The sequence below is a fragment of the Actinosynnema sp. NPDC050436 genome, assembly GCF_040655415.1.
Classification (GTDB): Bacteria; Actinomycetota; Actinomycetes; order Mycobacteriales; family Pseudonocardiaceae; genus Actinosynnema.
Genome location: NZ_JBFAJV010000003.1, coordinates 471,321 through 484,429, shown reverse-complemented (window position 1 = coordinate 484,429; position 13,109 = coordinate 471,321). Strand labels below are relative to the sequence as shown.

The 13,109-nt window shown below is 70.8% G+C and carries 15 protein-coding genes; 12 read left to right on the top strand and 3 right to left on the bottom strand.

Features of this window, described 5'->3' with window-relative positions; translation table 11 throughout:
- Positions 1–8 precede the first annotated feature (8 nt).
- Complete coding sequence (dnaA, locus tag AB0I60_RS10720; RefSeq protein WP_360727620.1) at positions 9–1,571, bottom strand: chromosomal replication initiator protein DnaA; 1,563 nt, start codon at positions 1,569–1,571, stop codon at positions 9–11.
- A 440-nt stretch (positions 1,572–2,011) separates the two neighbouring features.
- Here dnaA and rpmH point away from each other — a divergent pair, with 440 nt between their 5' ends.
- The 9 genes from rpmH (at position 2,012) to AB0I60_RS10675 (ending at position 7,919) form a co-directional block, all read left to right on the top strand.
- Complete coding sequence (gene rpmH / locus AB0I60_RS10715; protein WP_033428178.1) at positions 2,012–2,155, top strand: 50S ribosomal protein L34; 144 nt, start codon at positions 2,012–2,014, stop codon at positions 2,153–2,155.
- A 13-nt stretch (positions 2,156–2,168) separates the two neighbouring features.
- Positions 2,169–2,546, top strand: coding sequence for a ribonuclease P protein component (rnpA, locus tag AB0I60_RS10710; RefSeq protein WP_360727617.1), 378 nt, complete (start codon positions 2,169–2,171; stop codon positions 2,544–2,546).
- Positions 2,543–2,812 carry a membrane protein insertion efficiency factor YidD gene (gene yidD / locus AB0I60_RS10705; RefSeq protein WP_360727614.1) on the top strand — a complete coding sequence of 90 codons (270 nt, stop codon included), beginning with the start codon at positions 2,543–2,545 and terminating at the stop codon, positions 2,810–2,812. The genes rnpA and yidD overlap by 4 nt, the downstream gene beginning before the upstream one ends.
- Before the next feature lie 3 nt (positions 2,813–2,815).
- Positions 2,816–3,886 (top strand): membrane protein insertase YidC, encoded by a 1,071-nt coding sequence (gene yidC, locus AB0I60_RS10700; protein WP_360727611.1) that lies wholly within the window; start codon positions 2,816–2,818, stop codon positions 3,884–3,886.
- Positions 3,887–3,904: 18 nt separating this feature from the next.
- On the top strand, positions 3,905–4,444 hold the full coding sequence (locus AB0I60_RS10695) for a R3H domain-containing nucleic acid-binding protein (protein ID WP_360727610.1): 540 nt from the start codon (positions 3,905–3,907) through the stop codon (positions 4,442–4,444).
- A 137-nt stretch (positions 4,445–4,581) separates the two neighbouring features.
- Positions 4,582–5,040, top strand: coding sequence for an NUDIX hydrolase (locus tag AB0I60_RS10690; protein WP_360727608.1), 459 nt, complete (start codon positions 4,582–4,584; stop codon positions 5,038–5,040).
- Between the two features lie 178 nt (positions 5,041–5,218).
- Entirely contained in the window at positions 5,219–5,896 is a 678-nt protein-coding gene (gene rsmG / locus AB0I60_RS10685) for a 16S rRNA (guanine(527)-N(7))-methyltransferase RsmG (protein WP_360727605.1), read from the top strand.
- Between the two features lie 167 nt (positions 5,897–6,063).
- Positions 6,064–6,936: a ParA family protein gene (locus AB0I60_RS10680; protein WP_360727603.1), complete on the top strand. Its 873-nt coding sequence runs from the start codon at positions 6,064–6,066 to the stop codon at positions 6,934–6,936.
- On the top strand, positions 6,933–7,919 hold the full coding sequence (locus tag AB0I60_RS10675; protein WP_360727600.1) for a ParB/RepB/Spo0J family partition protein: 987 nt from the start codon (positions 6,933–6,935) through the stop codon (positions 7,917–7,919). Before AB0I60_RS10680 ends, AB0I60_RS10675 begins: the two co-directional genes overlap by 4 nt.
- Before the next feature lie 83 nt (positions 7,920–8,002).
- On the opposite strand, the gene AB0I60_RS10670 is transcribed toward AB0I60_RS10675, so the two are convergent.
- Positions 8,003–8,947, bottom strand: a complete 945-nt coding sequence (locus tag AB0I60_RS10670) for a D-alanine--D-alanine ligase (RefSeq protein ID WP_360727599.1) — start codon at positions 8,945–8,947, stop codon at positions 8,003–8,005.
- A 115-nt stretch (positions 8,948–9,062) separates the two neighbouring features.
- Positions 9,063–10,379 (bottom strand): PLP-dependent aminotransferase family protein, encoded by a 1,317-nt coding sequence (locus AB0I60_RS10665; RefSeq protein WP_360727598.1) that lies wholly within the window; start codon positions 10,377–10,379, stop codon positions 9,063–9,065.
- Between the two features lie 146 nt (positions 10,380–10,525).
- On the opposite strand from AB0I60_RS10665, the gene AB0I60_RS10660 reads away from it, so the two are divergent.
- The 3 genes from AB0I60_RS10660 (at position 10,526) to AB0I60_RS10650 (ending at position 13,105) form a co-directional block, all read left to right on the top strand.
- Complete coding sequence (locus AB0I60_RS10660) at positions 10,526–11,164, top strand: GNAT family N-acetyltransferase (RefSeq protein ID WP_360727595.1); 639 nt, start codon at positions 10,526–10,528, stop codon at positions 11,162–11,164.
- 147 nt (positions 11,165–11,311) lie between these two features.
- Positions 11,312–12,067, top strand: coding sequence for a metalloregulator ArsR/SmtB family transcription factor (locus tag AB0I60_RS10655; RefSeq protein ID WP_360727593.1), 756 nt, complete (start codon positions 11,312–11,314; stop codon positions 12,065–12,067).
- Positions 12,068–12,109: 42 nt separating this feature from the next.
- On the top strand, positions 12,110–13,105 hold the full coding sequence (locus AB0I60_RS10650; protein WP_360727591.1) for a YdcF family protein: 996 nt from the start codon (positions 12,110–12,112) through the stop codon (positions 13,103–13,105).
- The last annotated feature ends 4 nt before the right edge of the window (positions 13,106–13,109 follow it).

Here is a 13,109-nt window from a genome sequence, read left to right as displayed (position 1 = left end):
GGCACCGGTCAGGGGGTGTGGCGGGCGCGCTGCTTGATGCGCGACGTCAGTTCCTGCACCTGCTCGTAGACCCGGCGGCGCTCGGCCATCTCCTTGCGGATCTTCTTGTCCGCGTGCATGACCGTCGTGTGGTCCCGGCCGCCGAAGGTCTGGCCGATCTTCGGCAGCGACAGGTCGGTCAGCTCGCGGCACAGGTACATCGAGATCTGGCGGGCCTGGGCGAGCACCTTCGTCTTGCCGGGCCCGCACAGGTCGTCCATGGACACGCTGAAGAACTCGGCGGTGACCGCCATGATGGTCGGCGCGGTGATCTCCGGCGCGTGCGAGTCCGGGATGAGGTCGCGCAGCACGATCTCGGCCAGCTGGATGTCGACCGGCTGCCGGTTCAGCGACGCGAACGCGGTGACCCGGATGAGCGCGCCCTCCAGCTCGCGGATGTTGCGCTCGATCCGTGACGCGATGAACTCCAGCACGTCGGCGGGGGCGGCCAGGCGGTCCTGGGCGGCCTTCTTGCGCAGGATCGCGATCCGGGTCTCCAGCTCGGGCGGCTGGATGTCGGTGATCAGGCCCCACTCGAACCGGGTGCGCAGCCGGTCCTCCAGCGTCTCCAGCCGCTTGGGCGGCCGGTCGGAGGACACCACGATCTGCTTGTTCGAGTTGTGCAGCGTGTTGAACGTGTGGAAGAACTCCTCCTGGGTGCCTTCCTTGCCCTCCAGGAACTGGATGTCGTCCACCAGCAGCACGTCGATGTCCCGGTACCGCCGCTGGAACGCGACCTTCCGGTCGTCGCGCAGCGAGTTGATGAAGTCGTTGGTGAACTCCTCCGTCGACACGTACCGCACCCGCATACCCGGGAACAGGCGCTGGGCGTAGTGGCCGACGGCGTGCAGCAGGTGGGTCTTGCCCAGCCCGGACTCGCCCCAGATGAACAGCGGGTTGTACGCGCGGGCCGGTGCCTCGGCGACCGCGACCGCCGCCGCGTGGGCGAACCGGTTGGACGCGCCGATGACGAAGGTGTCGAAGTTGTACTTCTCGTTGAGCCGGGTCTGCGACGAGGCCGGGTTCGCGGGCCGGGTGAACGGCGTGCCGCTCGGGGCGCCGCCGCTGAACGTCGGCCAGATCTCGGTGACGGCGGCGAGCGCGTCGCCCTCCTCGTCGACCTCCTCGTCGGTCTCCGGCTCGTCGGCCGCGAGCGGCAGCTCGGCCGGCACCAGCCCGGTGGGCGGGGGGCCCGGCACGGGCACCGGCAGCGGCACCGGCTTGACGCCGGGCACGGGGATCGGCGTGGTCGGCGGGCTGTTCACCGGTTCGGGTGAGTCCACCTTCACGGCCAGGGACACCGCCCGACCCAGCCTGCGCGACAGCGCGGCCGTGATCGGCTCGCGCAGCGCACGCTCGATCGCCTCCTTGGCGAAGTCGGAGGGCGCGGCCAGCAGCGCGGTCCCGTCGAGCAGGCCGATGGGACGGGTCACGCGCATCCACGCGCGCTGCTGCGGGGACAGCGTGCTGGCGGCGAGCTCCTGCACGACCTGCTCCCACACTCGACCCAGGTCGGCCTGGTGGTCGGACACCTCCGCGCCCCTCCCCTCGGTGTGACTGCCCTGCGGTCGGCCCCGGGGACCGACACGACGTGGACACGGAGAATAGAGGCATCCACAGAGTTATCCACAACTGTGCACGAACGGCGCGTCGGGTGGCAGCGGATCCCCCCGTTGCTCCCGGACGCCCAGCGGTGCGCGTCACGACGTCCCGTCGGCCCACGGCTGCCCGCGAAGGCAGCACGCTAACAAGGCGCGGGCCATGCCACAAGACGTAGGTCGCCGCAAGCGCTTTACCTGCCGGGCGGGGTCGCGGACCGTGGCGGCGCACACCCTACCGGGGACCCCGATTTGAGTCCCGCACCCGGGGCTGCGTACCCTGGAACGGTCTCCGCTTGCGAGGCGTGCTCTTTGCGCGCGCCCATGGACCCGCCGGGGACGACCACAGACGTTAAGCACCCGGGAGTCCGACCGTGAGCAAGGGTAAGCGCACTTTCCAGCCCAACAACCGCCGCCGCGCGAAGACGCACGGCTTCCGGCTGCGTATGCGCACCCGTGCCGGTCGCGCCATCCTGGCCGCGCGCCGCAGCAAGGGCCGCAAGCAGCTGTCCGCCTGATCGCCGAAGAGCCGTGCTTCCCGCGGCCAATCGGCTGACCCGCAGCCAGGACTTCGGCCTGGTGGTCCGCCGAGGCCGCCGGGCCGGCCGGCCCCGGCTGGTCGTGCACGCCCTGATGTCCGCAGTCGAGGACCTCGGGGTGCCACCGCGTACCTCGGCGCAGCCCACCTTGGACCAGTCCAAGGTGGGCTTCGTCGTGAGCAAGGCGGTGGGCAACTCCGTCGTCCGGCACCGGGTGAGCCGCCGGCTGCGGCACGTGGTGCGGGACCGGCTCGCCGTCCTGCCCGCCGGCACGTCGCTGGTCGTGCGCGCGCTCGCGCCGGCCGCCTCGGCGAGCAGTGCCGAACTCGGCGACGACTTCGACGCCGCCCTGCGCAGGCTGCTGCGATGACCGAGCGGGTGAGCCCCGTGACGCGGGTGTTGCTGCTGCCGATCCGCTTCTACCGGCGGTTCATCTCCCCCGCGTTGCCCCCGACCTGCCGTTTCCACCCGAGTTGCAGCACCTACGCGGTGGAGGCGCTGACCGTCCACGGTCCGCTGCGCGGCTCCTGGCTGGCCATCCGCCGGCTGGGCCGCTGCGGACCCTGGCACCCTGGTGGCCTGGACCCCGTTCCGCCGAGGCGAACCACGGTCCCCGACCTTCCTGCCGAGGAGTAGCAAGTGCTCAACTTCATCTACTACCCGGTGTCCTTCATCCTGTGGTGTTGGCACTGGGTGTTCGGCCACGTCTTCGGCGAGTCGAGCGGGATCGCGTGGGCGCTGTCCGTGGTGTTCCTGGTCTTCACGCTCCGGGCGCTGCTGTTCAAGCCGTTCGTCGGCCAGGTCCGCTCCATGCGCAAGATGCAGGAGTTCGCGCCGGAGCTGCAGAAGATCAAGAAGAAGTACGCGAACGACCGCCAGCGCCAGGCGCAGGAGATGCAGAAGCTCCAGTCCGAGCACGGGGTCAACCCGCTCGGCGGCTGCCTGCCGATGCTGGTGCAGATCCCGGTGTTCATCGGTCTGTTCCACGTGCTGCGCTCGTTCAAGCCCGGCTGGGGCGAGGTGTACTTCTTCGACGCCGAGGGCGTGAAGTCGTTCGTCGAGGCGAAGCTGTTCGGCGCGAACCTGTCGACGTTCATCACCATGCCGGCCGACGAGCTGGCGAAGTTCGCCACCGAGCGGAACTCGGTCCTGTTCGTGGCGATCCCGCTGATGATCGTCGCCTCGATCGCCACGCACTTCACCGCGCGGCACTCGGTGGCCCGGCAGACGCAGGTGGCGGCGGAGAACCCGCAGACCGCCATCATGAACAAGCTGACGCTCTACATCTTCCCGCTGGGCGTCCTGGTCGGTGGCTTCTTCTTCCCCATCGCCATCCTGCTCTACTGGCTGAGCAACAACGCGTGGACGCTGGCCCAGCAGTACGTCGTGTACCACCGCATCGACCGCGAGGAAGCGGAGAAGAAGGAAGCCGCGACCCAGCAGCGCCAGGCGCTCGCCCCCAAGCCGGGCGTGAAGCCGAAGCCCGGCGCGAAGCCCGCCGTGGGCGCGAAGCCCGCCGCCGGCGCGAAGCCTGCCGGTGCCAAGCCGGCGGCCGGTGCGAAGCCCGCTGCGCGGAAGCAGGACACCCCGCCGTCCGACGCGGTCGAGGCCGAGGAGCCCACCGCGAACGGCAAGTCGTCCACCGAGATCCCCGGTCTGAGCCCAGACCGATCCCCAGGCAAGAAGCAGGGCAACAAGAGGCGTCGTTGACCCTGGAGAGGAGACATCGTGTCGGAGACGTTGCAGGCGACCGACGTGGACGCACCCGAGGCCGAGGCCCCGCAGGTGCGGTCGGGGACTTCGGAGGACCTGCTCGTCCAGGAGGGCGACATCGCGGGTGACTACCTGGAGCGGCTGCTCGACCTGCTCGACTACGACGGGGACATCGACCTCGACGTCGAGGCGGGTCGGGCCATCGTGAGCATCGACGGCGGGGACGACCTGGAGAAGCTGGTCGGCCCGCGCGGCACCGTGCTGGAGTCGCTGCAGGAGCTCACCCGCCTGGCCGTGCAGCAGGAGACCGGCGTGCGCAGCCGGCTCATGCTGGACATCGCGGGCTGGCGGGCCGGGCGTCGGGCCGAGCTGGCCGAGTTGGGCAAGTCGACCGCCGAGAAGGTGCTCGCGGCCGGTGAGAAGGTGCGGCTGCACCCGATGACGCCGTTCGAGCGCAAGGTCGTGCACGACGCCGTTGCCACGGTCGACGGCGTGCACAGCGAGAGCGAGGGCGAGGAGCCCCAGCGCCGCGTCGTGGTGCTGCCCAAGTCCTGACCCTGCTTCGCGGAGCGGCCCCCGGTTTCACGTGAAACCGGGGGCCGCTCTGTCATGTCGAGGTGGTCACCCCGACACGCCGTGCCTCTTCGGCCAAACGGTGCCCATCGCCGTGTTCCACGTGAAACCGTCCGGGCATGACCGAGATCATCCGGAAGCTGCGGGTGGCGGCCTACGCCGTCATCATCGACGACGACCGCATCCTGCTCTCGCGGTGGCTGGGGCCGGAGCGCCCCCGGTGGATCCTGCCCGGCGGCGGGATCGACCACGGGGAGGACCCGTACGACGCGGTGATCCGCGAGGTGTTCGAGGAGACCGGGTACCGGGCCGAGGTGCAGCGGCTGCTCGGCATCCAGAGCGTGCGCGGTCCGCTCAACCTCGACGGCGACGACGTGGACTACCACCGGCTCCGCGTCCTGTACGAGGCGAAGGTGGTGGGCGGTGAGTTGACGTTCGAGGTCGACGGCTCGACGGATCAGGCGGCCTGGGTGGCGCTCGGCGACCTGCCCGGTCTGGACTACGTGGAGTCGGTCGACGCCGGCCTGGAGCTGTACCGCCAACGGCCCGCAGACGGCCGTCCTCCCCTCCTCGGGTGACGTCTGGCGCCGTTTCACGTGAAACACGGTTGATCTGGTCACGTCGGTTTGGCGTGTCGGCGGGGTGATCCGTCATAGTGGTCGTCGGCACATCCGAGGGCGGTCGACGCCCGCGCGGACGCCCCCATAACCCACCGGCTCAGCACCGCCGTGGGGTTTCACGTGAAACGACGGAGACATGGCCGTAGCTCTGGAGGACCGCGCGAAGCGGGTTTTCGGTGACCACTACCCCAAGGCAGTCGCCTTCCAGACCCTGCTCGTGGAGCACGGCGTCGAGCGCGGGTTGATCGGTCCGCGCGAGGTCGACCGCCTCTGGGAACGGCACATCCTGAATTCGGCCGTCGTCGCGGAGTTGCTTCCCCAGGGTTGTCGGGTGGTGGACGTAGGCTCGGGCGCGGGCTTGCCGGGGATACCCTTGGCGATCGTCCGCCCCGACCTCGACCTCACGCTCCTGGAGCCGATGGCCCGTCGGGTGGCGTGGCTGACCGAGGTGGTCGACGCGCTGGGGCTGAAGACCGAGGTGCTCCGGGGACGGGCGGAGGAGGCGGTGGTGCGGGAACGGCTGGCCGGCAGTGACGTCGTGACGGCCCGCGCCGTGGCCCCGCTGGAACGGCTCACCCGGTGGTGCCTCCCGCTCGTGCGGCCGGGTGGACGGCTGGTCGCGCTCAAGGGCGAGAGCGCCGAGGAGGAACTGGCACGGGACGCCGAGGCGGTGCGCCGGGCCGGGGGGATCCGACCCCGGGTCGTCGCGTGCGGCGGTGACGTCCTCGACGTGCCGACCACCGTCGTGCTGGTGGAGCGCGACGAGCAGGCGAGCCGCCGTGACGGTGGGCGGCGCAAGAGGAAGGATCGGTGACCGTGTACCCCGACCCCCTGCAACCGGTGTTCCAAGCGGCCGGTGTTCCACGTGAAACCGGACCCTCGGGAGCGGTGGGCGCGGGGGAAGTACTCCGTCCCGACACCGGCCCCGGTGTCAGCGGACCGACTGCAAACGGCTCGGACGACAACGCAGGAGACAGCACCGTGTGGACCCCGATCGCGGAGGAAGCAGCGCGCGCTACCCGTGTTCTGCACCCCGACTCCTCCCAACTCCCCCGCCCCTCCCACCGTCGAGTCCTCACCGTCGCCAACCAGAAGGGCGGGGTGGGCAAGACGACCAGCACGGTGAACCTGGCGGCGGCGCTCGCCATCCACGGCCTCAAGGTCCTGGTGATCGACCTCGATCCGCAGGGCAACGCGAGCACCGCGCTGGCCGTCGAGCACCGGTCCGGCACCCCCTCCGTGTACGAGGTGCTGATCGGTGAGATGTCGGTCGCCGAGGCGGCCCAGGTGAGCAACCAGTCCCCCAACCTCTACTGCGTGCCCGCCACGATCGACCTGGCCGGCGCGGAGATCGAGCTGGTGTCCATGGTCGCCCGGGAGTCGCGCCTCAAGGAGGCGCTGAGCCCGGAGGCGCTGGACCCGATCCGCCCGGACTACGTGTTCATCGACTGCCCGCCGTCGCTGGGCCTGCTCACGGTGAACGCGATGGTGGCCGCCCAGGAGGTGCTGATCCCGATCCAGTGCGAGTACTACGCGCTGGAGGGGCTGGGTCAGCTCCTGCGGAACATCGAGCTGGTCCAGGCGCACCTCAACCCCACGCTCCTGGTGAGCACGATCCTGCTGACGATGTACGACGGCCGGACGAAGCTCGCCGACCAGGTGACCAGCGAGGTGCGCGGGCACTTCGGCGACACGGTCCTCAAGACGGTGATCCCGCGCAGCGTGAAGGTGTCGGAAGCACCGGGGTTCGGTCAGACGGTGCTCACCTACGACCCCGGCTCGCGGGGCGCGATGAGCTACCTGGACGCGGCACGGGAGATCGCCGAATACGGCGCGGAGATGGGGTCGGCATGACGGAGCAGCGCAAGGGTGGACTGGGCCGAGGGCTCGCGGCCCTGATCCCGAGCGGTCCCCCGGTCGGTGCGCCGACGCCGGTCCGGGCCGTCCCGAACGGGAACGGCTCCGCCCCTGCGCCCTCCCCCGCCGACGGCTCGCCCTCGGGCGAGGTCGCCGGCGCGGTGTACCAGGAGCTGCCGGTCACCTCGATCCGCACGAACCCGAAGCAGCCGAGGTCGGTGTTCGACGAGGAGGCGCTCCGCGAGCTGGAGCACTCCATCCGCGAGTTCGGCCTGATGCAGCCGATCGTCGTGCGGGCGGTGGGGCCGGGCACCTACGAGCTGGTGATGGGTGAGCGGCGCTGGCGTGCCACCCAGCTCGCCGGGCTCAAGACGATCCCGGCCATCGTCCGGCAGACCGCCGACGACGTGATGCTGCGGGACGCGCTGCTGGAGAACATCCACCGGGTGCAGCTCAACCCGCTGGAGGAGGCGGCGGCGTACCAGCAGCTGTTGCAGGAGTTCGGCGTCACCCACGAGGAACTGGCCGACCGGATCGGCCGCAGCCGCCCGGTCGTGACCAACACGATCCGACTGCTCAAGCTCCCCCTCCCCGTGCAGCGGCGGGTGGCGGCGGGCGTGCTGTCGGCGGGGCACGCGCGGGCGCTGCTCGGCCTGGAGGACCCGGGCGTCCAGGAGGAGCTGGCGACCCGGATCGTGGCCGAGGGCATGTCGGTCCGGGCGACCGAGGAGGCGGTGACGCTGGCGAAGTCGGCGGAGCCGGCGAAGGCGAAGCAGGCCCGGCGCAAGCCGATGCAGGCACCGGGGTTGCAGGAGCTCGCCGAGCGGCTGTCGGACAACTTCGACACCCGGGTGAAGGTCGAGCTGGGTCAGCGGAAGGGCCGGATCGTGGTCGAGTTCGGGTCGGTCGACGACCTCGAACGGATCATCGAGCTGATGTCGCCGGAAGCGACAAATCGGACTCGTTCGACCGACGTGTGATCACCCACGGCCCTTATGTCACGGTGACGATTACGGCCCGCATCCAATCGGATACGGGCCGTCACCTTAGTGCTAAGCGATGTTTACCGTGAAACAGCGCGCTCGATGAGCCCGGCGTAGATCTCGCCGAGCGACGCGCCGGCCGCCTCGACCGCCATCGGCAGCAGCGAGGTCTCGGTCAGGCCGGGTGAGACGTTCACTTCGAGGAAGTGCACGGTGCCGTCCGGCGCGACGACCGCGTCCGTCCGCGACACGTCCCGCAGACCGAGCAGCCGGTGCGCGGCCACGGCGAGTTCGCCGACCGCCTGGCTGCTCTTGTCGTCCAGCCGCGCGGGCGCGTGGAAGTCGGTCAAGCCGGCGGTGTACCGCGCGGTGTAGTCGTAGATGCCGTTCTCCGGCACGATCTCGACCGGCGGCAGGGCGTACGGCCCGTCCGGTCCGTCCACGACCGCCACGGCCACCTCGACGCCCGCCACGTACCGCTCGGCCAGCACGGTGTCGCCGTACGCCAGGCACCCGACCATCGCGGCCGGCAGGTCCGCCGCCTCGCGCACGACCTGGGCGCCCAGCGCCGACCCGCCCTGGTCCGGCTTGAGCATCAGCGGCAGGCCGAACCGGTCGACCAGCGCGTCCAGCACGGGCTTCGCCCCCAGCTCGCGGAACGTCGCGTGCGGCAGCACCGCCCACTCCGGCGTGGCCAGCCCGGCGCGCGCGATCTCGCCCTTGGCGGTCGGCTTGTCCCACGCCCGGCGGCACGCCCGCGAGTCCGCGCCGACGAACGGCACGCCGACCAGTTCCAGGATGGTCTGCACCGACCCGTTCTCGCCCTCGCCGCCGTGCAGCGCGACGACGACGGCGTCGGGCCGGTGCTCGCGCAGCCGGGTCAGCAGGTGCGCGTCGGCGTCCCACTCCTCCACGACCAGGCCCGCCGAACGCAGCGCGGCGGACAGCCGGCGACCGGATCGCAGGCTCACCTCGCGCTCGTGCGACAGACCCCCGGACAGCACGGCGACCCAGCGGTCAGACAACGTTCTTCTCCTGCGGTGTGGAGCCCGGCGGACTCGCCGGGCTGGGTCGGGTCCGGCCGCGCCGCGATCCGGGCGGGACCGGACCCGGTGGTGTGCCAGGTCCGGGTGCCGGCCCTCAGGCGGTGTCGGGCGACGGGTTCTGCGGTCCGGAGACGGCACGCGCGGCCGTGGGGCCGAACGTCTCCAGCAACTCCATCTCGTCCTTGATCACGTTCGCCAGCCGGCGCACGCCCTCGCGGATGCGCTCCGGCGTCGGGTAGCAGTAGGAGATGCGCAACTGGCGGCTGCCCAGGCCGTCGGCGTAGAAGCCGGTGCCCGAGGCGTACGCCACGCGCTGGGTGATCGCGCGCGGGAGCATCGCCTTGGTGTCGACGCCCTCCGGCACGGTCAGCCAGACGTAGAACCCGCCGTTGGGCTTGTTCCACGTGGAACCGACCGGCATGTGCTGTTCGAGCGCCGAGATCGCCGCGTCCCGGCGCTCCCGGTACGCCTCCCGGTAGGTCTTGATCTGACCCTTCCAGTCGTGCGTCGACAGGTAGCGCGACACGATGAGCTGGTTGAGGGTCGGCGGGCACAGCGTGGCCGACTCGGCGGCCAGCACGAGCTTCTCGCGCACGGCGTGCGGCGCGAGCACCCAGCCCACCCGCAGGCCCGCCGCGAACGTCTTGGAGAACGAGCCGAGGTACACGACGTTGTCCGGGTCGGTGGAGCGCAGCGCCGGGTAGGTGACGCCGTCGAAGCCGAGCAGCCCGTACGGGTTGTCCTCGACCACGAGGATGCCGTGCCGCCGGCAGATCTCCAGCACCTCGGCCCGCCGCTGCACGGCGAGCGTCACGCCGGCGGGGTTGTGGAAGTTCGGGATGGTGTAGAGGAACTTGACGCGCTGACCGGCCTTCTCGACCGCCAGCACCGCCTCCTGGAGCGCGGAGGGCACCAGGCCGTCCGCGTCCATCGCCACGTGCACCACCTGGGCCTGGTAGGCGGAGAACGAGCCCAGCGCCCCCACGTACGACGGGCCCTCGGCCAGCACGACGTCACCCGGGTCGCAGAAGATCCGGGTCACCATGTCCAGGCCCATCTGGGAGCCCACGGTGACCACGACGTCGTCCGGGTGGGCGTTGATGCCCTCCAGCGCCATCACGTCGCAGATCTGCTCGCGCAGCTCCGGCACGCCGTGCGCGGAGCCGTACTGGAGCGCGACCAGGCCGTCCTGCGCGATCAGGTCGCCGATCTCGGCGGACAGCGAGTCGAGGGGAAGTGCCGCCAGGTGGGGCATCCCTCCCGCCAGGGACACCACCTCGGGTCGGCTCGCCACCGCGAACAGCGCCCGGATCTCCGATGCCGTCATGCCCGCCGTGCGCGCCGCGTACCGGCGCAGGTGGGGGTCGAGGCTTCTGGCACCCTGCTTGGGTGGCTGTCCGGGCAGGTTCACGGGGAACTCCGACGTAGTAGCGGTTACCGGCGGGTTTGTTCCCGGCTGAGTGTAACCGCCGTCCCGTTCGGGGCATCCGTCTTCCAGACCGGGGTCACATCCGCCTATCCTCGTGGGGGTTGCATTCGGGGGCTTGGGAGGTCGGGGTGACGCGACGCGTTGTGGGCGTCACGCTGGACAACCTGGAGCACCTCTCCAAGCACAGCCGGACGTGCGTGTTCTGGGAGCTGGCGCCGCACCTGCGGGAGCAGGCGGAGGAGTACGGCGACACGGAGTTCGAGAAGGAGGCGTGGGTCTCCAGCGTCCTGCTCGAATGGGGTTCCTGCGGCCGGATCATCTACTGCGACGGCATCCCGGCGGGCTCCGTGTTCTACGCGCCGCCGGCCGCCGTGCCCCGGTCGCTGGCCTTCCCCACCTCCCCCGTCAGCCCCGACGCGGTGCTGATGACCGGCCTGGAGGTGCTGCCGGAGTTCCGGGGCGGCGGCCTCGGCCGGGTGCTCGTGCAGACCGTGGCGAAGGACCTGACCCGCCGGGGCGTGAAGGCCGTCGAGGCGTTCGCGGACAACCAGCCCTCGGACGACGAGCGCTCGTGCGTGACCCCGGCCGACTTCCTGCTCCAGGTGGGCTTCAAGACCGTCCGCCCGCATCCCCGGTGGCCCAGGCTGCGGCTGGACCTGCGCAGCGCGTCCTCGTGGAAGGAAGACGTCGAGGCGGCGCTGGAGCGGCTGCTCAACACGGTGACGGTCTCCACCGCCACCGCCGAACCCAGCTTCCGCCCGGTCTAGCCCCTCCGCTCGACCTCACCGAACCCGTCCTCACCGAACCGACCTGGCCGCATCGGCCCGGCGGCGGTTCCCGCTTTTCCGCGCTCTGACCTGCTGTTCTCCGCCCGCTGCTTGACATGCAGGTAATTGCCTGCCTAACCTTCCGGCGTGGACAAGGTGTTCAAGGCGCTGGCCGACGAGACCCGTCGCTACCTGCTCGACCGGCTGCGCGAGGAGAACGGTCAGACGCTCACCGAGCTGTGCACGCGGCTGGGCATGGCGCGGCAGTCCGTGACGCAGCACCTCGGCGTGCTGGAGGCCGCGAACCTGATCACCACCGTCCGCCGGGGCCGGGAGAAGCTGCACTACCTCAACCCCGTGCCGCTGCACGAGATCCAGGAACGGTGGATCGAGCGGTTCGAGCAGCCCCGGCTCCGGGTGCTCAGCACGATCAAACGACAGGCGGAGAACTCCATGAAGCCCGAATTCGTGTACGTGACCTACATCCGGAGCACCCCGTCGGCGGTCTGGGAGGCGCTCACCGACGCCGACCTGACCGCCGCCTACTGGGGGCACGCCAACGTGTCCGACTGGCAGCAGGGCTCCACCTGGCAGCACCGCCGCACCGACGGCTCCGGGGTCGCCGACATCGTCGGCGAGGTGGTGACCAGCGAGCCGCCGAACCGCCTGGTCACGACGTGGCGCGACCCCCACGGTGACGGCTCCGCGCACTCGACCGTCACCTACCTGGTCGAACCGCACGAGGGGATCGTCCGGCTCACCGTGACCCACGTGGGCCTGGCCGACGAGAAGGACCTCGCCGACATCACCCACGGCTGGCCGGCCGTGCTGTCCAACCTCAAGTCGCTGCTGGAGACCGGCTCGGCGCTGCCCACCGCGCCGTGGGAGATGCCGGTCGGGTAACGCGGTGCGACAGGCGCGCGGTGATCGGATTAGTTTGACCGCGTGCTGTACGCGATCCTCGCCGTGCTGGCGGCCGTGTTCCTCGTCCTCGGCGTGCGCCGTGACCGGCGGAGGGTGGCGAACGCGGTCTGGCTCGGCCTGACCCTGGTGTTCGGGTTCCTGTGGCTGGTGTCGCGCGACGACCTGCCGACGTGGCTCAACAACGCCATCGGGTACGCGGTGGTGGCGGCGGTGCTCGTCTCCGGGCTCGTCCTGCCGGTGGTGCTGGTGCTCAACGGCGTGGTCATGCTGCGCCGCGAGGGCCGGTCGCCGGCCAACCTGCTGTCGCTGCTCACCGGCCTGGCGATCATCGCGCTGGGCGTGGTGTTCGTCTTCGCGCTGGCCGACGACCGCGAGTGGGTGCACGCGGTCGTCGGCTCGCTGGTGATCGTCGCCGCGTACGTGGCGTTCCTGTTCGTCAGCCTGCTGCTCTACTCGGTCATCTACGGCAAGACCGGCCGCCGCACCGGCTTCGACGCGGTGATCGTCCTCGGCGCGGGCCTGGTCGGCGACCGCGTCCCACCCCTGCTGGCCGGCCGCCTGGACCGCGCGACGAAGGTGTACCGCCGCGAGGTCGCGGCCGGCCACGCGCCGGTCGTCGTCGTCTCCGGCGGCCAGGGCGCGGACGAGGAGACCTCGGAGGCGGCGGCCATGCACCGCTACCTGCTGGAGCGGGGCGTGCCTGACGACGCGATCGTGCTGGAGGACCGCGCCACCACCACCGAGGAGAACCTGAAGTACAGCAAGGCCCTGCTCGACGAACGCGGCCACGCCGGCCGGACCGTCGCCGTGACCAACAACTACCACGTCTTCCGCACCGCCGTCCTCGCCCGCCGGATGCGGATGAAGCTGGAGGTCATCGGGTCGCACACGGCGCTGTACTTCTGGCCCAGCGCGTTCCTGCGCGAGTTCGTGGCCATCCTGGCGCGGCGACCGATCACGCACACGGTCGTGTGCGGCTTCTTCGTGGCCCTCTACGTGATGCTGGTCCTGGGCTGAGCAC

Bases quoted from the DNA above. Each gene is read 5' to 3' on its own strand.
- yidD (WP_360727614.1), top strand. From the start codon at position 2,543: ATGACCGAGCGGGTGAGCCCCGTGACGCGGGTGTTGCTGCTGCCGATC.
- AB0I60_RS10690 (WP_360727608.1), top strand. From the start codon at position 4,582: ATGACCGAGATCATCCGGAAGCTGCGGGTGGCGGCCTACGCCGTCATC.
- rsmG (WP_360727605.1), top strand. From the start codon at position 5,219: ATGGCCGTAGCTCTGGAGGACCGCGCGAAGCGGGTTTTCGGTGACCAC.
- AB0I60_RS10675 (WP_360727600.1), top strand. From the start codon at position 6,933: ATGACGGAGCAGCGCAAGGGTGGACTGGGCCGAGGGCTCGCGGCCCTG.